We start from the raw sequence: 20365 nt of genomic DNA, 5'->3' as shown, positions 1-20365 counted from the left end.
GCTAAACCACCCATAACGGACTCACCCCTGCTCGGCCTCCACGGGGCCACTCCCAGTCCCACGCCCCCGCCTCCGCCACGCCCGCACCGCGAACCCCACGCCCACCAGCGCCACCACACCCACCAGCAGCACCGAGTCCGGCACGGCACGCCCCACGCCCCCGGCCCACCGCTCCACGGCGAACGAGTCGTCCACGTCGAGCAGACCCGGCAGCGCGGTGGTCCCGTCGTACGCGAGGAAGAGCGCACCGAGGGCCACGAAGAAGAGGCCCGACAGGAGCGAGGTCGTGTGCAGTTCGAAGCGGCCGATCCGGAAGGAACGCCCCCGCAGCCAACGCCGCCGCCCGAGATCAAAGCGCTCCCAGAGCAGCGCGAGGACGAACAGCGGCACCGCCATCCCCAACGCGTAGACGGCGAGCAGCAGCCCTCCGTAGACGGGGCTCCCGCTCACCGCCGCCACCGTCAGAACACTCCCCAGGATCGGGCCCGCGCAGAAGCCCGCGAGCCCGTACACCGCGCCGAGGGCGTACACGGACACCGCCGTCGTCGGCCGGATCCGGCCCGACAGCTCGGCCATCTTCCGCGAGGCGAACCCCATCCCCACGACCTGGAGCACACCGAGCGCGATGATCAGCCACCCGGCGACGAGCACCAGCTGGTCCCGGTGCCCGAAGAAGAACCGCCCCGCCACCGAACCCGCCGCGCCCAGCGGCACGAGGGTCGTCGCGAGACCGGCGTAGAAGATGCCGGTACGGGCGAGCAGCCGCGAGGTCGAGTCGATCGAGTACGCGAAGAAGGCGGGCAGCAGCAGCGCGCTGCACGGACTCACCAGGGCGAGCAGACCCCCCAGGAACGCCGCGAAGTACCCCACATCGACGGTCACTTGTCCCCCGCCCCGGACGGCTTCGCCGCCTTCGCCGCCTTGGCCGCCTGCTCGATCGCCTGGTCGAAGACCTCATCCGGCTGCGCCCCGGAAATGGGCCGCCCGTTGACCAGGAAGGACGGGGTCGACGTGGCCCCCAGGCCGTACGCCTCCTCCTGGTCCTTCTTCACGGCCGCCTTGGCGGCAGCGCTGTCCGCGTCGTCCGAGAAGCGGCCGACGTCCTTGACCCCGGCCTCCTTCGCGAGCTCCTTCAGGCGGTCGCCCCCGAAGCCCTTCTCCTTGGAGCCATCGGCGTACGCGGCCTCGTGGAACTGCCAGAAGCGCCCCTGCCGCCCGGCGGCCCACGCCCCGCGCGCGGCGGACTCGGAGTCCGCGCCGAAGATGGGGAAGTTGCGCCACTCGATGCGCAGGGTGCCCTCGTCGACGTACTTCTTCACCAGGTCCGGCTCGGTGTCGCGGGCGAACTTGCCGCAGTAGCCGCACTTGAAGTCGGCGTACTCGATGAGCACGACCGGCGCGTCCGCGCGGCCCTGGGCGAGCGGGTCCTTGGCGTCGCGCCGGGCGAGCTCGGCCAGCTCCGGGTAGACCCCGGCCTGCGGGTCGGCGGAGACGTCCGCGGGGGACTCCTCCTTCGCGGTGACCGATGAGGGTTCGTCGGGCTTGGTGGCGCTGTAGGAAGCGGCACCGAGCAGCAGGGCGGCGAGGGCCACGCCCGCTCCGATGGCGATGTTCTTCTTTTTGTTGTTGTTCTTGGGCATCAGGGAGTTCTCTCTCGTTCCTGCACGTCTGTACGTCGTTGAAGGGGCCCCGGACGGGGGCCTCTACACGCGCAGGATCGAGAGATCCACCGGAGAGGGCGGCGTGAGCGGCGGCGGCCCGCGCTCAGGCGACAGGGACGGCACCGTCTGGCCGATGCCGCAGGCGCCGGACGCGGCGTGGGCCTGATGCAGGGCGGGCAGCAGCTCGTACGCGGAACTGGAGCGCGGCGGGGCGGCGGGAGGCCGACCTGCGTCCTGCCGACCGCCCTTGCCGCAGCCGGGCACACCGGCGGACGCATTGACGGACACCTCGGCAGACGCTTCGGCGGACACCTCGGCCTGCACCGACACCTTGGGCTTCGCGGGCGTCGGCTCCGCGGCAACCGCCGGCCCGCAGAACGCCCCGAGCACGACGAGCAGCACCCCGAGCAAGGGGCACCACGACAGACGCGCACGGGACGACATGCCCAAAATCGTACGTCCCCAGGCGCCCCTCCAGATAAATCGGTTCGCCACCTTCGAGCGGCGGGTGAGATCCTGGACGCCGTATGTCTACGCAGCCTGCCCTCACCCTCGACACCCTCGCCCCGCGCCTGTCCGAGCTGTCGCTGCGCGACGAGCACCGGATCGGCCGCCGGATGGAGGGTGCACGCCGGATCCGCAAGCCCGATGCCAGGGCCGCCGTCATCGCCGAGATCGCGGCGGAGGTCGACAAGGCAGCGGCGCGGATGGCCGAGCGGGGCAGCCGTCTGCCCAAGATCACGTATCCGCAAGAGCTCCCGGTCAGCCAGAAGAAGGACGACATCGCCGCGGCGATCCGCGACCACCAGGTCGTGATCGTCGCGGGCGAGACGGGCTCCGGCAAGACGACGCAGATCCCCAAGATCTGCATGGAGCTCGGCCGCGGCCTGCGCGGCATGATCGGCCATACGCAGCCCCGCCGCATCGCGGCCCGCACGGTCGCCGAGCGCGTGGCCGACGAGCTGAACACCCCGCTCGGCGAGGCCGTCGGCTGGAAGGTCCGCTTCACGGACCAGGTGGGCGCCGACACGTACGTGAAGCTGATGACGGACGGCATCCTGCTGGCCGAGATCCAGACGGACCGCGAGCTGCGCGCGTACGACACGATCATCATCGACGAGGCCCACGAGCGGTCGCTCAACATCGACTTCCTGCTCGGGTACCTCGCCCAGCTGCTGCCCAAGCGCCCGGACCTGAAGGTCGTCATCACATCGGCGACCATCGACCCGGAGCGGTTCTCGCGGCACTTCGGTGACGCCCCGATCGTCGAGGTCAGCGGCCGTACGTACCCCGTCGAGGTGCGCTATCGCCCGCTCCTCGAAGACGACTCCGAGGACACGGACCGCGACCAGATCACCGCCATCACGGAGGCCGTCGAGGAGCTCCAGGGCGAGGGCAAGGGCGACATCCTCGTCTTCCTCTCCGGAGAGCGTGAGATCCGGGACACGGCGGACGCGCTGAACAAGAAGAACTACCGCTTCACGGAAGTCCTCCCCCTCTACGCCCGCCTCTCGCACGCCGAGCAGCACCGCGTCTTCCAGCAGCACACGGGGCGCAGGATCGTTCTCGCGACGAACGTCGCCGAGACCTCCCTGACCGTCCCGGGCATCAAGTACGTCATCGACCCCGGCACGGCCCGCATCTCCCGCTACAGCCACCGTACGAAGGTGCAGCGGCTGCCCATCGAGGCGATCAGCCAGGCCAGCGCCAACCAGCGAAAGGGCCGCTGCGGCCGTACGTCGGACGGCATCTGCATCCGTCTCTACTCGGAGGACGACTTCGTCGCCCGCCCCGAGTTCACGGACGCGGAGATCCTGCGCACGAACCTCGCGTCGGTCATCCTGCAGATGACGGCGGCGGGTCTCGGCGACATCGAGAAGTTCCCCTTCATCGACCCGCCGGACCACCGCAACATCCGCGACGGCGTCCAACTCCTCCAGGAACTGGGCGCGTTGGACCCGACGCAGAAGGACCCGAAGAAGCGCCTCACCCCGGAGGGCCGCAAGCTGGCCCAGCTCCCGGTGGACCCGCGCCTGGCCCGCATGGTCCTGGAGGCCGACAAGAACGGCTGTGTGCGCGAGGTCATGGTGATCGCCGCCGCGCTCTCCATCCAGGACCCGCGCGAGCGCCCCGCAGAGAAGCAGACGCAGGCGGACCAGCAGCACGCGCGCTTCAAGGACGAGACCTCCGACTTCCTGGCCTTCCTCAACATGTGGCGGTACGTCCGCGAGCAGCAGAAGGAGCGCGGCTCGTCCTCGTTCCGCCGGATGTGCAAGGCGGAGTACCTCAACTTCCTGCGGATCCGCGAGTGGCAGGACATCTATACGCAGCTGCGCACGGTCGCCAAGCAGATGGGCATCCACCTCAACGAGGACGACGCCCCCGAGCAGCACGTGCACATCTCGCTCCTGGCCGGGCTCCTCTCCCACATCGGGATGAAGGACGTGAAGGAGTCCAAGGACAGCGACCCCAAGCAGCGCGGCGGCCGTGGCGAGTATCTGGGCGCCCGCAACGCCAAGTTCGCGGTCTTCCCGGGCTCCGCGCTCTTCAAGAAGCCCCCGCGTTTCATCATGTCGGCCGAGCTCGTCGAGACCTCCCGCCTGTGGGCCCGGGTCAACGCGCGCATCGAGCCGGAGTGGGTCGAGCCGCTCGCCCAGCACCTGCTGAAGCGCACCTACAGCGAGCCGCACTGGGAGAAGGACCAGGCGGCGGTGATGGCGGTCGAGAAGGTCACGCTGTACGGCATCCCGCTCGTCACCGACCGCAAGGTGAACTACGGCCGCATCGACCCCGAGGTCTCCCGCGACCTGTTCATCCGCAACGCCCTCGTCGAGGGCGACTGGCGCACGCACCACAAGTTCTTCGCCGCCAACCGCCGCCTGTTGACCGAGGTGGAGGAGCTGGAGCACCGCGCGAGGCGCCGCGACATCCTCGTCGACGACGAGACGCTGTTCGACTTCTACGACCAGCGGGTGCCCGAGGACGTCGTGTCCGGCGCGCACTTCGACTCCTGGTGGAAGAAGAAGCAGCGCGAGGAGCCGGAGCTGCTCGACTTCGAGCGGTCGATGCTCATCAACGAACGCGCCGGCGACGTGTCCAAGGACGACTATCCCGACACATGGCGCCAGGGACCGCTCAAGTTCAAGGTGACCTACCAGTTCGAGCCGGGCGCGGACGCGGACGGCGTCACCGTCCACGTCCCGCTCCAGGTCCTGAACCAGGTCACGGCGGACGGCTTCGACTGGCAGATCCCGGGCCTGCGCGAGGAGGTCGTGATCGAGCTGATCCGCTCCCTGCCCAAGCCGATCCGCCGGCACTACGTCCCGGCGCCGAACTACGCGACGGCGTTCCTGGACCGGGCGGTACCGCTCCAGGAGCCGCTGCACGTGACGCTGGCGCGGGAGCTCCAGCGGATGGTCGGTGTCCCCGTCTCACCGGACGACTTCGACCTCACCCGCGTACCGGACCACCTGAAGATCACCTTCCGGATCACCGACGAGCGGCGCAAGAAGCTCGCCGAGGACAAGGACCTGGAGGCGCTCAAGCTCCAGCTCCGCCCGAAGGCCCGCAAGGCCCTCTCGCAGGCGGCGGCCGCGACGGCGGAGAAGCCGGGCGGCTCGGCGGTCGAGCACTCCGGGCTCACGGACTGGTCCATCGGCTCCCTCAGCCGCGTCTTCGAGACCCGGCGTGCGGGCCAGCCGGTGAAGGCGTACCCGGCGCTCGTGGACGACGGAGACACCGTCTCCGTACGCCTCTTCGACACCGAGGCCGAGCAGCAGCAGGCGATGTGGAAGGGCACGCGTCGCCTGATCCTGCGCAACATCCCGGTGAATCCGGCCAAGTTCGCCTCGGACAAACTGACCAACGCCCAGAAGATCGCCCTGTCCGCGAACCCGCACGGCTCCATCCAGGCGCTCTTCGCCGACTGCGCGATGGCGGCGGCGGACAAGCTGATCGGTGACTTCGGCGGTCCCGCCTGGGACGAGGAGTCGTACCGCAAGCTGTACGAGAAGGTGCGCGCCGAGATCGTCGACACGACGGTCCGCACGGTCTCCCAGGTCCAGCAGGTCCTCGCCGCCTGGCAGGCCTGCGAGCGCCGCCTGAAGTCGACGAAGAGCCCGACGCTCCTGGCCAACCTCACGGACGTACGGACGCAGTTGGACGCCCTGGTGGGCCCCGGCTTCGTCACGGCCACAGGGATCCGCCGCCTCGGGGACCTGATGCGCTACATGGTGGCCGCCGACCGCCGGCTCCAGCAGATGCCGACGAACGTGCAGCGGGACACCTCGCGCATGGAGAAGGTCCACGAGATGCAGGACGAGTACGCCTGGCTCCTGGAGCAGCTCCCGCAGGGCCGTCCCATTCCCCGGGAGGTCCTGGACATCCGCTGGATGCTGGAGGAGCTGCGCGTCAGCTACTTCGCGCACGCGCTGGGCACGGCGTACCCCGTCTCGGACAAGCGGATCGTGAAGGCGATCGACGCCGCGGCTCCGTGACGAGCCGCTCACACAGAGCGAGTTCGACCAGCGCCTGTGGGCTGCTGTAGAGTCCTGTCTCGCAGCGCAACGCAGCAATCAGCGCCGCGAGCAAGGTCCTGTGGAGCAGTTTGGAGTGCTCGCCACCCTGTCAAGGTGGAGGCCGCGGGTTCAAATCCCGTCAGGACCGCAGTAGAGCGAACGGGCCGTATCCCTTGGGGATACGGCCCGTTGTCGTTCCCCGCATCTTGACTCCGTCACATTCCGCCGGTACCTAGACAACAGGGAACGGGGCGGGACCGCTCCCCAGCGGGAGGTGGCGCATGACGGCTTCGGCGGCGTCCGCACGGCATGAGACTCGCGCCCTGTTGCGCGCCCACCTCTCGGCGGCGACGAGCTATCGCCATCTGACGCGGCACTGCCCGATCTGCCACCGCCTCGAACGTCTCGCCCTGGAGACCGCCCCTGCCGCCCAGAGCGGCTGCGAGAGCGGCTGTGAGGGCGGCTGCGAGCCGGGCGAGGACGAAAGTCCCCCGAACGCGTGACCAAAGCCGACCCGCGACCCACCCCGGTGGTGGGAGGGTGAGGGGTAGAGCCTCGGGCGCGCGGAGCCGACTCCCCTGTACGTGCGGAGCCAACTCCCCTGTACGTTCCGGGATCTCCTCTAGCTCAGAGGCATCGCGGGCAACAAGGTTCACGGCGTGTGACGGGTGTCACCGAACTAGTTTTGGAAACCCCTGAACTTACCCCCGCCTTACAACAGGTCAATTTAATATGTGCAATTGCACCACCCCGCACAGCATCCGCCCGGACCACACAAGGGCGAAGGAAGGGTGGCGCCACAGCCTCCCCACAGCGCGGCCCCAGCACCCCTCAGAGACCAACAAGCCCGCTCACAGCGGCGCTCACCAGGGGCTGCCGGGCGCACAAAAAAGATCGCGCTGGACCCGGCGGAGTCCAGCGCGATCGAAACGACTCACCCATGAGGCTCAGGCGTGGGACCCGTTGGGGCGGGACCCGCGTCGCATGTAGCTAAAAGTCGGACGTTGTGGCTGGGTTGGGGGACCCAGTACCGGTCGTACTCTTCGTCCGGGTACTGCGGTTATGCGGTAAATCAGGCCTCGCTGCGCTGCTGCGGGATACCCGCGAGCAGTGCGCGGACCTCAGCCTCGCGGTAACGGCGATGGCCGCCGAGCGTGCGAATCGACGTGAGCTTGCCAGCCTTGGCCCAGCGCGTCACCGTCTTGGGGTCGACGCGGAACATCGTGGCAACCTCAGCCGGGGTCAGCAGCGGCTCGGCATCAGGGGTGCGAGCGGTCATGAGCGGCCTCCTCGGAGAACCGAACCTTCTCGGTTCATTCCTCTAAATTCTGCACCTTGACCCGCGTTGCCCGAAATGGCGGACGCGAGTCGAGTCGGTTATAGGACGAACGGCTTGTCCTCGGCACTACAACTACACCATCCGTCCAGCCACGTCGGCCAAACCGATGGAATTGCCCTCCCAGGTGTCTATCAGCGACGGAAGCCGATGGACCATGCCATAGCGGACAGTCACGCCACAGTGACGATCAGTCACAGAGCGATCAGGAGCCAACAGACCCCCCATAGCGTGCAATGTCGAGTATTCCGCCCATACATGGACGGAAGGAGCCCTCCCCGGACTCCTTGTCCTATTTTGGCACGAGGGGGGGCGATGGGCGCAAGGGCCCCGTAAGTGCGGTCCGTCACGCTTGATACAAAAGCCCGGATCGGGACCTACGTCCCGTGTAGGCAACACGTAGGGATGACCGGTAGGGATGACCCGCGCGCGGCCGGGCTGACGCTCAGTTCGAGAACTGGCGGTCCCTGACCGCCCTCCATCGCTCCATGAGCCTCGCATACGCCTCGCCGGCCCCCTCGCCGTCGCCGTTGCGCAGCGCCTCGATTCCTTCGGCCACATCCGCCGCCGAGTGGTCCTCGTCGAGCTGCTCCTCGGACAGGGCGTGCACGAGCCCGCCGTAGTCGAGCTCGACCAGCGAGCGCGGATGGAACTCCTCCAGCCACCGGCCCACGTCCGTGAGCCCGTCGACGAGCGGCCCCTCGTCGATCGTGTCCCGCAGCGTCCGCAGGCCGCGGGCCACCCGGCGCCGCGCCTGCACCATCGGCGTGCGGTAGCGAAGGACGGGCGCACAGGCCGCCGCCTCGCCGTCGGCCGCCTCGTACCCCTTCTCGTACTGACGCTCCTCGTCCGAGACCAGCACGAACCAGTTCAGCGGCACCTGCCACGTCGACGTACGGATCCACGGGCGCGCGTCGGGGTTCCGGACGAGCCACTGTTCGTAGTCCGCGGCCGTCTGGCGGCGCACCACCGGCGGCAGGACCGCGTCCAGGACCGACATCGGCAGCTGGCCCGGCAGCTCGCCCAGGGCCTGCCAGCCGCGCAGCCGGGTGCGCCAGGGGCAGACGCACACCACCCCGTCGGCCTCCACCACGAACGCGTCGCTGCTCTCGTGCACCGGCACGGGCACCGGCGGCGTGGGCAGCAAGTCGGCCAGGGAGCGCCTCAGTTCGTCCTGGTACGAGGGGCGGTCGGTGCGACGCGCGTAGCGTGCCCAGTGGCCGCGCTCGGGTTCCGGGAAAGCAGCGAGTGGCTCGTAAACGCGCAAGTAGGACGCGTACGGGACGACCAACGAAGACACCTTGGGCACGGCTGCTCCCTCCCCCGCGTACCGGCTGGAAAACACTGCAAATCGTGCCATGGCCGAACTCAGCCGTCCTTCTAGTGAGCCAGGAGAGGGTGATCCTCGGCACTGCGCGGCCACCGGGTTCTCCCAGGCTCTAGTCTCATGCCCATCGGGCCCCGCCACCCGCACGGGCGCCCACCCAACCGCCGCCACTTGACCGGGAGTCACCACAGTGACCGAAGCAGACAACGGCGTCCTGCACACCCTGTTCCAGTCGGACCAGGGGGGCCATGAGCAAGTAGTGCTCTGCCAGGACCGTGCCAGCGGCCTCAAGGCCGTCATCGCCATCCACTCCACCGCCCTGGGCCCGGCCCTCGGCGGCACGCGCTTCTACCCCTACGCGAGCGAGGAAGCCGCCGTCGCCGACGCGCTGAACCTCGCGCGCGGGATGTCGTACAAGAACGCCATGGCCGGCCTCGACCACGGCGGCGGCAAGGCCGTGATCATCGGGGACCCCGAGCAGATCAAGAGCGATGAGCTCCTGCTCGCCTACGGCCGCTTCGTGGCCTCGCTCGGCGGCCGCTACGTGACGGCGTGCGACGTCGGCACGTACGTCGCGGACATGGACGTCGTCGCGCGCGAGTGCCGCTGGACGACAGGACGCTCGCCCGAGAACGGCGGCGCGGGCGACTCCTCCGTGCTCACCGCCTACGGCGTCTTCCAGGGCATGCGCGCCTCCGCCATGCACCTGTGGGACGTCTCGACGCTGCGCGGCCGCAAGGTCGGCGTCGCGGGCGTCGGCAAGGTCGGCCACCACCTCGTGGAGCACCTCCTGGAGGACGGCGCCGAGGTCGTGATCACCGACGTGCGCGAGGAGTCCGTGAACCGGATCCTGCACAAGCACCCGTCCGTGACCGCCGTCGCCGACACCGAGGCGCTGATCCGGGTCGAGGGCCTCGACGTCTACGCGCCCTGCGCGCTGGGCGGCGCCCTGAACGACTCCTCCGTGCCGGTGCTCACCGCGAAGGTGGTCTGCGGCGCGGCCAACAACCAGCTCGAACACCCCGGTGTGGAGAAGGACCTCGCCGACCGCGGGATCCTCTACGCGCCCGACTACGTGGTGAACGCCGGCGGCGTGATCCAGGTCGCCGACGAGCTGCACGGCTTCGACTTCGACCGGTGCAAGGCGAAGGCGTCGAAGATCTTCGACACCACTCTTGCCATATTCGCTCGTGCGAAGGAAGACGGCATTCCGCCGGCCGCGGCGGCCGACAGGATCGCCGAGCAGCGGATGGCGGAGGCCCGCGTCCGCTGATCCCCGAGGTGCCGCGAGAGGGCCCCGCCGACGTGCGCGAGAGACAAGACTCACCCCCGTCGGCGGGTCGCCCGGCAAGAAGAGGTTAAAATCGCAGTTGACCAGCGAGGACAGGGCTCCTCGCGGGTTCTGCGCCGAGGCGCGTCCTGCGGGCGACGTACCGTATGGCCGCAGGAGCAGGTACCGTGGAAGCCCTACGGACCGGCCTCTCCACGGAGAGCCCGTTCCTGATCATGAACGCGTGTCAAGACTCTGGGGTCACCAAGCCCCATATCCGAGGGGGTCGAGCCATGGGGCGCGGCCGGGCAAAGGCCAAGCAGACGAAGGTCGCCCGCCAGCTGAAGTACAGCAGCGGCGGGACTGACCTGTCGCGTCTGGCCAATGAGCTGGGCGCTTCGACTTCGCAACAGCCGCCGAATGGCGAGCCGTTCGAAGACGACGACGAGGAAGACGACCCGTACGCCCAGTACGCGGATCTGTATAACGACGACGAGGACGACGACTCTGCCGAAGAGTCCGGTCCCTCGTCGCAGCGCCGCGGCGCTTGACCTCGTTGCATTCGCAGCACTCGCAGTATTCGCAGTTCTCGTAGCAACTGCACTTCACCCGGTCCGGGGTGGTCACCACACCGGACCGGGTTTTGTGCTGCCCTGAGGACTGCCTCACGGGCCTACTTGGCGTAGTCACCGATCAGCGCCGCGCCGTCGGTGTGCTCTCCGCGCTCGGTGATCTCACCGGCGATCCAGGCATCCACACCGCGGTCCGCGAGGGTCGCGAGGGCCGCGTCGGCGGACTCCTCGGGGACGATCGCCATCATGCCGACGCCCATGTTCAGCGTCTTCTCCAGCTCCAGGCGCTCGACCTGGCCGGCCTTGCCGACGACGTCGAAGACCGCGCCGGGCGTCCAGGTCTCGCGGTCGACGATCGCGTGCAGACCGTCCGGGATGACCCGGCCCAGGTTCGCCGCGAGACCGCCGCCCGTGATGTGGCTGAAGGCGTGGACGTCCGTGGTGCGGGTGAGCGCCAGGCAGTCCAGGGAGTAGATCTTGGTGGGCTCCAGGAGCTCCTCGCCGAGCGTGCGGCCGAACTCCTCGACCTGGCGGTCCAGGGCCCATCCAGCGCGGTCGAAGACCACGTGCCGGACGAGCGAGTACCCGTTCGAGTGAAGACCGGAGGCCGCCATCGCGATGACCGCGTCCCCCTTACGGATGCGATCGGGGCCGAGCACACGGTCGGCCTCGACCGCGCCCGTACCGGCGCCCGCGACGTCGAAGTCGTCCGGGCCGAGCAGGCCCGGGTGCTCGGCCGTCTCGCCGCCGATGAGGGCGCAGCCGGCGAGCACACAGCCCTCGGCGATGCCCTTCACGATGGCCGCGACACGCTCGGGGTGGACCTTGCCGACGCAGATGTAGTCGGTCATGAAGAGCGGCTCGGCGCCGCACACCACGATGTCGTCCATGACCATCGCGACCAGGTCGTGCCCGATGGTGTCGTACACGCCCAGCTGGCGGGCGATGTCGACCTTCGTGCCGACACCGTCGGTGGCGGAGGCGAGGAGGGGGCGCTCGAAGCGCTTGAGGGCGGAGGCGTCGAAGAGTCCGGCGAAGCCGCCGATGCCGCCGAGGACCTCGGGGCGCTTCGTCTTCTTCACCCACTCCTTCATCAGCTCGACGGCGCGGTCGCCCGCCTCGATGTCGACGCCTGCGGAGGCGTAGCTGGCACCGGTGGTCTCAGACATGGGGGTGAGAACTTTCGTGTCGTTACTACGGGGCTTACGGGCGACGGATCGCGTCGGCCGCTGCCGTGGACGCCGGACCGGCGGCCAGCTCCGTCTCCAGGAGCTGCTTGCCGAGCAGCTCGGGGTCGGGGAGATCCATCGGGTACACGCCGTCGAAGCAGGCGCGGCACAGATTCGGCTTGTCGATGGTCGTGGCCTCGATCATGCCGTCGATGGAGATGTACGAGAGGGAGTCGGCGCCCATGGACGTGGCGATCTCGTCGATCGTCATGCCGTTGGCGATGAGCTCGGCCCGGGTCGCGAAGTCGATGCCGAAGAAGCAGGGCCACTTCACGGGCGGGGAGGAGATCCGGATGTGGATCTCGGCGGCCCCGGCCTCTCGGAGCATCTTGACCAGGGCGCGCTGGGTGTTGCCGCGGACGATCGAGTCGTCGACGACGACAAGACGCTTGCCCTTGATGACTTCCTTGAGGGGGTTCAGCTTGAGACGGATGCCGAGCTGGCGGATCGTCTGCGAGGGCTGGATGAAGGTCCGGCCGACGTAGGCGTTCTTGACCAGTCCCGCTCCGAAGGGGATGCCGGACGCTTCGGCGTAACCGATCGCGGCGGGCGTTCCGGACTCCGGGGTCGCTATGACGAGGTCGGCTTCCGCCGGAGCTTCCGCGGCGAGTTTTCGGCCCATCTCGACGCGCGAGAGGTAGACGTTCCGGCCCGCGATGTCGGTGTCGGGGCGCGCCAGATAGACGTACTCGAAGACACAGCCCTTGGGCTTCGCTTCCGCGAAGCGGGACGTTCGCAGTCCGTTCTCGTCGACCGCGATGAACTCGCCGGGCTCGACCTCGCGGACGAAGCTGGCGCCGCAGATGTCGAGCGCCGCGGACTCCGATGCCACGACCCAGCCGCGCTCCAGGCGGCCGAGGACCAGTGGGCGGATGCCCTGCGGGTCGCGGGCCGCGTACAGCGTGTGCTCGTTCATGAAGACGAGGGAGAAGGCGCCCTGCACGTCCGGGAGGACCTTGGTGGCGGCTTCTTCGATGGTCAGCGGCTTGCCGTCGTCGTCCACCTGGCCCGCGAGGAGAGCCGTCACCAGGTCGGTGTCGTTGGTCGCCGCGACCTGGGTCGCGCGGCCGTTCTCCTTGGGCAGGTCGGCGACCAGCTGGGCGAGCTGGGCCGTGTTGACGAGGTTGCCGTTGTGCCCGAGCGCGATGGAGCCGTGCGCGGTGGCACGGAACGTCGGCTGGGCGTTCTCCCAGACGGAGGCCCCGGTGGTCGAGTAGCGGGCGTGACCGACCGCGATGTGACCCTGGAGCGAGCTGAGAGAGGTTTCGTCAAAGACCTGGGAAACAAGCCCCATGTCCTTGAAGACAAGGATCTGGGAGCCGTTGCTGACCGCGATTCCCGCGGACTCCTGGCCTCGATGCTGGAGGGCGTACAGCCCGAAGTAAGTGAGCTTGGCGACCTCTTCACCCGGAGCCCAGACACCGAAGACGCCGCAAGCGTCCTGGGGGCCTTTCTCGCCGGGGAGCAGATCATGATTGAGTCGACCGTCACCACGTGGCACGACACCGAGTGTAGGCGAGATCGACCACTGGTCCGAATTGGGGATACGGCCCCCGCACGGAGCGTGATGACGCCTCCGGGGCGTGCGTGTGGCGATACGCGGAGTACGAAGCCCTTGTGAACAGGTGAGCGGGAGCGTTGACAGGGGCGGGCGGGTCCCGTGAAGCTCCTGGTCCATGCCCCTGCAGCCCCTCGGTGACCCGACGGTCATCCTTGTGGAGCGCCGCCACGTCGACCTGGTCCGTGTCGCGAGCGCCATCTGTCGCAGCGCTGTCTGAGCTCACTCTCCGTCCCGTTTTTCTCGCCTTTCCCGCTTTTCCCGTCTCCGGGTACGTGCCCCTCGCCGCGCCGTGCCCCGATCAGGAGCACAGCCATGTCAGCGACGCCTTCGCACCACCAGTCCGCCCTGTCCCGACGCGCCTTCGGGGGCGCGGTGGGAGCCGGAGCCGCCGCCGCGGTCGGTCTGCCCGCCGCCGCCGAGGCCCGCGAGCGGCCCTTCCGCGCCGCCCCGGGCCGTGGCGCCAAGCGGCCCAACATCCTCTTCATCCTCGGCGACGACCTCGGCTGGGCCGACCTCTCCTCCTACGGGTCGCCGCACATCAAGACCCCGAACCTGGACCGCCTGGCCCGCCAGGGCGTGCGCTTCACCGACGCCTACTCGGGGTCGGCCACCTGCTCCCCGACCCGCTTCAGCCTCTACACGGGGCGCTTCCCTGGGCGTACGAAGGGCGGGCTCGCCGAGCCGATCGCGGACAAGTCCGTGGGCCTTGACCCGACCCACCCCACGCTCGCCTCGCTGCTGCGGGACGCCGGGTACGCGACCGCCCTGATCGGCAAGTGGCACTGCGGCTATCTGCCGGACTACTCGCCCACCCGGTCGGGCTGGGACGAGTTCTTCGGGAACTTCGGCGGGGCCCTTGAGTACTACTCGAAGCTGGGGCTCGGCGGTGAGTACGACCTCTACGAGGGCGACGCGGAGTACAAGGACCTGCGCTACTACACGCGCATCCTGACCGAGCGGGCGAGCGAGTACGTCGGGCGCGACCACGGGGACAAGCCGTGGCTGCTCAACCTGAACTTCACCACCCCGCACTGGCCGTGGATAGCGGACGGCGACAAGGAGGAGAGCGCCGAGATCGTCCGCAGGATCAAGGCGGGCGAGAAGGGCGCGCTCTGGCACCAGGACGACGGCTCCGTCGAGAAGTACACGGAGATGGTGCAGGACCTGGACCGCTCGGTCGGTGAGGTCCTCAAGGCCCTGAAGAAGTCCGGGCAGGAGCGGGACACCCTCGTCTTCTTCGCCTCCGACAACGGCGGCGAGCGCTTCTCGTACAACTGGCCCCTGTCGGGCAACAAGGCCTCGCTCCAGGAGGGCGGCATCCGCGTGCCGACCATCGTGCGCTGGCCCGCGCGGCTCGACGGCGGGCAGGTCAGCCACGAGCCCGTCTTCACCCCGGACTGGACGGCGACGCTGCTCGACATCGGCGGGGCGCGGCCGAACCCCGCGTACGCGCTGGACGGCACCAGCCTCGCGCCCTATCTCCTCAAGGGCGATGAGCTCGCCGAGCGTGAGCTGTTCTGGCGGGTGCGTGGGGAGCGGGCGCTGCGGCGCGGGCAGTGGAAGTACTACCGGGGCAAGGGCGGCAAGGACCAGCTCTTCAATCTCGCGGCGGATCAGCGGGAGCAGGCGGACCGGGCGGCCGGTGAGCCGAAGCTGCTCGCCGAGCTGAAGGCGGCGTGGGAGAAGACGGACAAGGGACTGTTGCCGTACCCGGCCGCCTGACCGACTGCCTGTAGGGAGCCGTGAGCCTCAACTCAGCCTTAAGCGCGGCCTAAGAAGCCTTCCCGGGGGTTCGCGCGGACCGAAGTGATCGCTAGCGTGCCTCGCGCGCGCCCAAGTTGATCTACAGCTCCGCGCGAACCCCCACTCGGAAGGTCCCCCATGAAGCCGTCCCCGCGCCTCTGCCTCATACCGGCCGCCGTGGCCGCCGCCCTGACCGCTGCCGCCGCCGCTCCCGCGCCCGCCGCCGACGGGCCGGAGCGGCGCGTCCAGGTCGCCATGGTGAACTTCACGGACAGCCGTATCCCGGACGCGGGCAAGCTCGAAACCGCCCTGAAGGACAACTACTTCGGCTCCACGGGCTCCCTCACCTCGTACTACAACGAGGTCACCGGAGGCGCGACCACCTTCAAGGCCGCCGAGGGCGACGGGGTCACCGGACCGGTCGACATCGATCTCGCGGCCACCGGCTGCGACACCGGCAAGATCAACGACCTGACGCGGAAGGCCCTCGCCGCGAAGGGCGTCCCGGAGGACAGCTACGACCACCTGTCGCTCGTCTTCCCCTCGGAGAAGGCGGGCTGCGACTGGCTCGCGCTCGGCACCGTCGGCGGCGGCACCACCTGGATGCCCATCGGCGCCGACGGCAAGATGTCGATGACGGCCCTGGTCCACGAGTTCGGCCACAACTTCGGCTACAGCCACCACATGCGGCTTCGCTGCCCCGAAGGCGACCTCGGCGCGGGCTGCAAGGAGGACGGCACCAGCCACAAGACCCCCATGGGAGGGGGCGGTTGGGAGGCCGGGCTCACCTCGCCCGAGCTCCTGCACAACAAGTGGCTGACCGGTGGCGAGGTGGCCAGGCCCGCCAAGTCGGCGACGTACACGCTGCGTCCGCTGTACGGGAGCGGCGGCGGGGTCCGCGCGCTCGACATCCCGCTGGGCGACGACCGCCTGGTCGTGGAGCTGCGGCACAAGTCAGGCACCGTCGACGGCGAGATCCAGGGCGTGCACGCCTACCGGGTGCCGGAGAAGGACTACGCGAAGTCGGCGCTCATCGACCCGACGCCGGACGCCGACGAGTCCACCGGCGGCGAAGCCCCGGCCGACGCCGACGCGCTCAAGGCGGGGGCGACGCTGACGGACGAGGCCAGGAAGGTCGAGGTCAAGGTCGTCAAAGCGGCGGCGGACGCGGCGACGGTGCAGGTGAGCCTGGACGGGGTTGCGGCGCCGGCGGCCCCCGCGAAGGCCGCTGAGCCCGCGCGGGACGAGGCCGCGGCAGCCCCCGACGACGCCGCAAGCCCCGACGGCTCTGCGGCTGCCAACGACGCCGCAGCCCCCCACGAAGCGCGCCCCGAAGGCGGTTCCACCGAACTCGCCGAGACCGGCGGCGACTCCGACACCACGCTCGCCTACTCCATCGGCGGCGGCCTGATGCTCGCCTTCGGCGGGGCGTTCCTGCTGAAGTCCCGCACCCGCCGCGTCGCTACTTCTTCTGCTTCTGGTCGGCGTTCGCGCTGACGACCGTGCCGTCGGCCGCGGTGAGCGAGAGGCCGCCGTGGCTCAGGCGGTAACTCACCTTGCCGTCGAAGAGCTTGAGGAGCTTCTTCTCGGTGTCGCCCGCGGCCCCCTGGCACATCATCCGGGTGGTCCGCGGGGCACCCAGGGTGATCTTCCCGTCCTTCACCTCCGCCTCGGCCGAGACGGTGTTGCAGCCGAGATTGCCCCGGACGGTGCCGTCCTTGCCGAAGGTCAGATGGGCCTTGCCCGCCACCTCCTTCGGCAGGGGCGTCGCCGCCTTGGCGTCGCCGATGGCGTTCACGTTCCACTTGGTGCCCGTCAGCGGGACGTCCGGCTCCGAGGTGAGGGCCACGCGGTCTCCCTTGTCGGTGGTGAGCGTGAGCTTGTCGCCCTCGACCGCGGCCTTCAGGTCGCCCTTGCCCAGGGCGCCCTTGAAGGCGTCCTCGAAGTCCAGTTCGTCGCAGCCCCGCTTGGTGGAGATGGCGTTGGCGAAGTCCACCCTTTCGCCGTCCGTCGAGACGTCCGCGGAGAAGCCGTTGCAGCCGTAGTTGCCCTCGGCCTTCCCCTTGTCGCCGATCTTGACGTAGGCGTCGGCCGGGGCCTGCTGTTTCTTGCCGTCCACCGTGACGCTCTCGACGCTCCAGTGGACGCCGGTGAGGGACGATTCAGACCCGACGGACCCGCTGCCTGAGCCGGTCTCGGTGCCGCACGCGGTGAGCATGCCCGCGGCGGCCAGGGCCATGACGGTCGGAGTCAGTCGTTGCTTCTGCATGCCGCTGTGACGGGACAAGTGGGTGATCTGGTTCCCCTCCCGCCCGCCGGGCGGCCCCGGCTAGCTCATGACCGGCAGCAGCGCAGCGAGATCCGCCCGCTCCCCGCTCGCGCTGACCTTCGCCGCGTCGAGGGCCGTCTTCCAGTCGCTGCGCCCGGTCGCGAGGCGGATCCAGGTGAGGGGGTCGGTCTCGACGACGTTCGGCGGGGTGCCGCGGGTGTGCCGGGGGCCTTCCACGCACTGGACCACGGCGAACGGCGGGATCCTGACCTCGACCGCGCCGCCGGGCACCTTCACGGCGAGGGCGTCGGCGAGCAGCCGGGTGCAGGCGGCCAGGGCCTGACGGTCGTACGGGACGTCCAGACCCGGCACCGCGTCGTTCAGGTCGTCGGTGTGGACGACGAGTTCGACGGTGCGGGTGACCAGGAAGTCGTCGAGGGCCATCGCGCCGAACCGGGTGGGGATGAGCCGGCCGGCCGTGACAGCGGGCAGCGCCTCCTCGAAACCGGCGAGCGTGCGCGTGTACAGCCCGGCCAGATCCTCCTGCGCGGCGAAGGCCCGCGCCGCCTCGTCGACCTGCGCCGCGGCCGAGGCGGTCGCGAACGGCCAGTCCAGCAGGGCCACTTCGCGTGCCGCGGGCTCGGGCATGGCGAGGAAGCGGGTGGCGCCGCCGAGGGCCATCGTGAGGTGCGCGGCCAGCTCGCGGACGGTCCAGCTCCCGAGCCGGGTCGGCAGGGCGAGCTGCTCGGGCTCCAGGGCGCCGACCGCTTCCCGTACGTTCCCGAACTGGGCGAGCACGGCGGTGCGGATCTTGGCGGAGTCGTAGAGACGCGTGCGCTTCTTGGCCGGTGGCATGGGCCGAGCCTAATTCTTCCCGGGGTACCCCTGGAGACCCTTTTCCACCTGGCCGAAGACGCGCTCGGCGGACGCGGCGCAGTCCTTCGCGATCTCGTCGAGCGGGTCGTCGACGAGGGAGCGCTGGTGGTTCTCCATGATGAGCGCGTTCCGGGCGCCGATCAGCTGGGCGGCGGCGACCCGGGCGAGGAGCATGTCGCCCGTCTCCTCGGCGAGGGCGTCCGCGAGGAGCTGGACGCTGCGCATGTGGAAGCTGACCATGCGGTGCGCGAGGGTCGGCGTCTCGCTGATGAGCTGGCGCACCTTGAGGGTGCGCGGGTCGCCGCTGAGGCCGATCGAGGCGTCACGCCCGGTGACCTGCTCCAGGAACTGGCCGCGCATCGCGGCAACCGCGGACTCCCCCGGCTGCCGCTCGCGCACCGCACGGGCGGCATCGCCGACGTGCTCCTCCATGGGGCTGACGATCACGCCTTCCTTGGTGCCGAAGTAGTTGAAGACGGTCATCTTCGATACGTCGGCCGCCTCGGCGATCTCCGCGACGGAGACGTGGTCGAAGCCCCGCTCGGAGCAGAGGTCCACGGCTGCCTGCCAGATCCGCGACGCGGTCTGCCTCTTCTTGCGCGCACGCAGCCCCAGCTCCTCAGTCATGCAGGTCACGGTACCGGGACGGCTTCTTCCCCCACCGTGAACGTCTCGCCGTTCGCGGGCACTCCGATCCCCCGCCAGCGGAACGGCACGCCCCGCGCGGTGTCCAGGTCGGGGCCGTCCATCAGCTGGAAGTGCACGTGGGGTTCGGTGGAGTTGCCGGAGTTCCCGCAGCGGGCCATGACCTGCCCGGCGACGACCGTGTCCCCCGCACGGACCGCGAGCGAGCCCTGCTGGACGTGGGCGTACACGGCGTACGTCCCCTCACCGAGGTCGAGCACGATGTGGTTGCCGACGACGCGGCGGGCTCCGCCCAGCGTCCTGCCGATGCCCTCGACGATCATCAAGTAGAGCAGTGCGGCGAGGGAGTTGCGGCTGAGGTGGTCCCGCTGGCCGTCCTCCGCGTGGACGACGGTGGCATCGGCGACGGCGAGGAGAGGTGCCCCGAAGGCGGGGAAGTCGCGATTGCCCCGCGCGATCGGCCAGAGCCAGGCGAAGGCGGGACGGGCCCCCTTCTCGGGCTCGGCCACGATGTCGATGGCGTAGGTCTGCCCGAGGCCGTGCGTGCCGTGGCTCGGCACCTTGTCGGCGGGGCTGTTCAGGGCGGTCCAGCGGCCGGTGACGGGCGGGGCGATCTCCCGGGCGGCCGGAGGCTCGGCCGTTGTCGCCCTGCTGACGGACCCGCGCCGCGCGAGGGCGATCACGATCACCCCGGCGATCGGGATCCAGCCCGCCCAGTACGGGTACGGCAGGTCCACGAAGAACCCGGAGATCACCTGGCCGATGACGTACAGCACCAGCAGATACTGAAGCCGTACGGCGAACTTGCGCTGACGTACAGACATGGTGGTTCCCCCAGTCGTCGGTTCAGGGACGCGAGGCCGACAGCACCACGAGCAGCGGGACGACCCGCCCCGCGGGAACCTCGTGGCGGCCGCGCCCCGTGGCGTGCAGCCAGCCCGCGCCGGTCAGTTGGCGCAGGTGGTGGTAGATCTGGCCGGTCGTGCCGATCTCTTCCAGTTCCGCGAGCTCGGCGGCGGTGCGCCGGCCGCCGAGGATCTCCCGAAGGAGCCTCAGCCGCACGGGATGCCCGAGCGCGGCGAACGACTCCGCGGCCTCGGACCAGTCATCGCCGAGGAGCTGCTCGGTCGTGTGGCCGTACTGCCACTCGTACCGCTCGCCCGTCGGCACGCGCACCGCCCCGGTGAACACGACGGCACCGTCCGGGACCTGCGCCTCGGGCAGCCGGGCCTTCAGCGCCTCCAGGGCCCAGAAGTCACCCTCGCCCACGGCCGGCGCGGCGGCACCCACGCTCTCCAGCTCCGCCATGCGCCGTTCCAGCTCGGCGACGCGCTCTTCCAGATCCATGTATCGAGATTA

19 protein-coding genes and 1 tRNA gene are annotated in these 20365 nt (G+C 69.7%); 8 read left to right on the top strand and 12 right to left on the bottom strand.

The genetic code is table 11. The annotated features are described in order from the left end of the window. Positions 1–21: 21 nt before the first annotated feature. From AC07AG_RS25460 to AC07AG_RS25450, 3 genes are all read right to left on the bottom strand, one after another. Entirely contained in the window at positions 22–882 is an 861-nt protein-coding gene (locus AC07AG_RS25460) for a cytochrome c biogenesis CcdA family protein (RefSeq protein WP_478757883.1), read from the bottom strand. Beyond that, positions 879–1640: a DsbA family protein gene (locus AC07AG_RS25455; RefSeq protein ID WP_478757881.1), complete on the bottom strand. Its 762-nt coding sequence runs from the start codon at positions 1638–1640 to the stop codon at positions 879–881. Before AC07AG_RS25455 ends, AC07AG_RS25460 begins: the two co-directional genes overlap by 4 nt. Before the next feature lie 63 nt (positions 1641–1703). Next, entirely contained in the window at positions 1704–2105 is a 402-nt protein-coding gene (locus tag AC07AG_RS25450; protein WP_478757880.1) for a hypothetical protein, read from the bottom strand. 83 nt (positions 2106–2188) lie between these two features. Here AC07AG_RS25450 and hrpA point away from each other — a divergent pair, with 83 nt between their 5' ends. The 3 genes from hrpA (at position 2189) to AC07AG_RS25435 (ending at position 6681) form a co-directional block, all read left to right on the top strand. Further along, entirely contained in the window at positions 2189–6157 is a 3969-nt protein-coding gene (gene hrpA / locus AC07AG_RS25445) for an ATP-dependent RNA helicase HrpA (protein WP_478757879.1), read from the top strand. 94 nt (positions 6158–6251) lie between these two features. After that, positions 6252–6326: transfer RNA gene (locus AC07AG_RS25440), tRNA-Asp, on the top strand. 133 nt (positions 6327–6459) lie between these two features. Continuing rightward, entirely contained in the window at positions 6460–6681 is a 222-nt protein-coding gene (locus AC07AG_RS25435; protein ID WP_478757878.1) for a DUF6274 family protein, read from the top strand. Between the two features lie 569 nt (positions 6682–7250). Here AC07AG_RS25435 and bldC read toward each other — a convergent pair. Next, positions 7251–7457 carry a developmental transcriptional regulator BldC gene (bldC, locus tag AC07AG_RS25430; protein WP_003949541.1) on the bottom strand — a complete coding sequence of 69 codons (207 nt, stop codon included), beginning with the start codon at positions 7455–7457 and terminating at the stop codon, positions 7251–7253. Between the two features lie 502 nt (positions 7458–7959). Beyond that, complete coding sequence (locus tag AC07AG_RS25425) at positions 7960–8823, bottom strand: DUF8083 family protein (RefSeq protein ID WP_478757877.1); 864 nt, start codon at positions 8821–8823, stop codon at positions 7960–7962. Positions 8824–9031: 208 nt separating this feature from the next. On the opposite strand from AC07AG_RS25425, the gene AC07AG_RS25420 reads away from it, so the two are divergent. Beyond that, positions 9032–10114 carry a Leu/Phe/Val dehydrogenase gene (locus AC07AG_RS25420; RefSeq protein WP_478757875.1) on the top strand — a complete coding sequence of 361 codons (1083 nt, stop codon included), beginning with the start codon at positions 9032–9034 and terminating at the stop codon, positions 10112–10114. 290 nt (positions 10115–10404) lie between these two features. After that, positions 10405–10662, top strand: coding sequence for a DUF3073 domain-containing protein (locus AC07AG_RS25415; protein ID WP_344522176.1), 258 nt, complete (start codon positions 10405–10407; stop codon positions 10660–10662). Between the two features lie 122 nt (positions 10663–10784). Here the strand turns inward: AC07AG_RS25415 and purM are convergent, their stop codons facing one another. Continuing rightward, positions 10785–11852 carry a phosphoribosylformylglycinamidine cyclo-ligase gene (gene purM, locus AC07AG_RS25410; RefSeq protein WP_478757873.1) on the bottom strand — a complete coding sequence of 356 codons (1068 nt, stop codon included), beginning with the start codon at positions 11850–11852 and terminating at the stop codon, positions 10785–10787. Positions 11853–11886: 34 nt separating this feature from the next. Continuing rightward, positions 11887–13413: an amidophosphoribosyltransferase gene (purF, locus tag AC07AG_RS25405; RefSeq protein WP_478757871.1), complete on the bottom strand. Its 1527-nt coding sequence runs from the start codon at positions 13411–13413 to the stop codon at positions 11887–11889. Between the two features lie 175 nt (positions 13414–13588). On the opposite strand from purF, the gene AC07AG_RS25400 reads away from it, so the two are divergent. The 3 genes from AC07AG_RS25400 to AC07AG_RS25390 all read left to right on the top strand — a co-directional run bounded on the left by AC07AG_RS25400 (position 13589) and on the right by AC07AG_RS25390 (position 16713). Continuing rightward, positions 13589–13690, top strand: a complete 102-nt coding sequence (locus AC07AG_RS25400) for a putative leader peptide (RefSeq protein ID WP_344646327.1) — start codon at positions 13589–13591, stop codon at positions 13688–13690. 95 nt (positions 13691–13785) lie between these two features. Further along, on the top strand, positions 13786–15195 hold the full coding sequence (locus AC07AG_RS25395) for a sulfatase family protein (RefSeq protein WP_478757870.1): 1410 nt from the start codon (positions 13786–13788) through the stop codon (positions 15193–15195). Between the two features lie 159 nt (positions 15196–15354). Continuing rightward, the gene (locus AC07AG_RS25390; protein WP_478757868.1) at positions 15355–16713 is read left to right on the top strand and encodes an LPXTG cell wall anchor domain-containing protein; all 1359 of its coding nucleotides are present in this window, start codon (positions 15355–15357) and stop codon (positions 16711–16713) included. On the opposite strand, the gene AC07AG_RS25385 is transcribed toward AC07AG_RS25390, so the two are convergent. From AC07AG_RS25385 to AC07AG_RS25365, 5 genes are read right to left on the bottom strand one after another with little or no spacing between them, the layout of a single operon-like run. Continuing rightward, positions 16679–17485 carry an META domain-containing protein gene (locus tag AC07AG_RS25385; protein ID WP_478757867.1) on the bottom strand — a complete coding sequence of 269 codons (807 nt, stop codon included), beginning with the start codon at positions 17483–17485 and terminating at the stop codon, positions 16679–16681. The genes AC07AG_RS25390 and AC07AG_RS25385 overlap by 35 nt on opposite strands. 60 nt (positions 17486–17545) lie before the next feature. Further along, positions 17546–18340: a maleylpyruvate isomerase family mycothiol-dependent enzyme gene (locus AC07AG_RS25380; RefSeq protein WP_478757865.1), complete on the bottom strand. Its 795-nt coding sequence runs from the start codon at positions 18338–18340 to the stop codon at positions 17546–17548. Positions 18341–18349: 9 nt separating this feature from the next. After that, on the bottom strand, positions 18350–18988 hold the full coding sequence (locus AC07AG_RS25375; RefSeq protein WP_478757864.1) for a TetR/AcrR family transcriptional regulator: 639 nt from the start codon (positions 18986–18988) through the stop codon (positions 18350–18352). Between the two features lie 5 nt (positions 18989–18993). Continuing rightward, a complete protein-coding gene (locus tag AC07AG_RS25370; RefSeq protein ID WP_478757862.1) occupies positions 18994–19830 on the bottom strand; it encodes a M23 family metallopeptidase in 837 nt (278 codons plus the stop codon). A 22-nt stretch (positions 19831–19852) separates the two neighbouring features. After that, positions 19853–20353: an ArsR/SmtB family transcription factor gene (locus AC07AG_RS25365; RefSeq protein ID WP_478757860.1), complete on the bottom strand. Its 501-nt coding sequence runs from the start codon at positions 20351–20353 to the stop codon at positions 19853–19855. Between the last annotated feature and the right edge of the window lie 12 nt (positions 20354–20365).

The sequence above is a fragment of the Streptomyces sp. NPDC044044 genome (genome assembly GCF_056434405.1).
The sequence above is the reverse complement of the archived record's forward strand: the minus strand, read 5'-3'. Positions and strand labels throughout refer to the sequence as shown.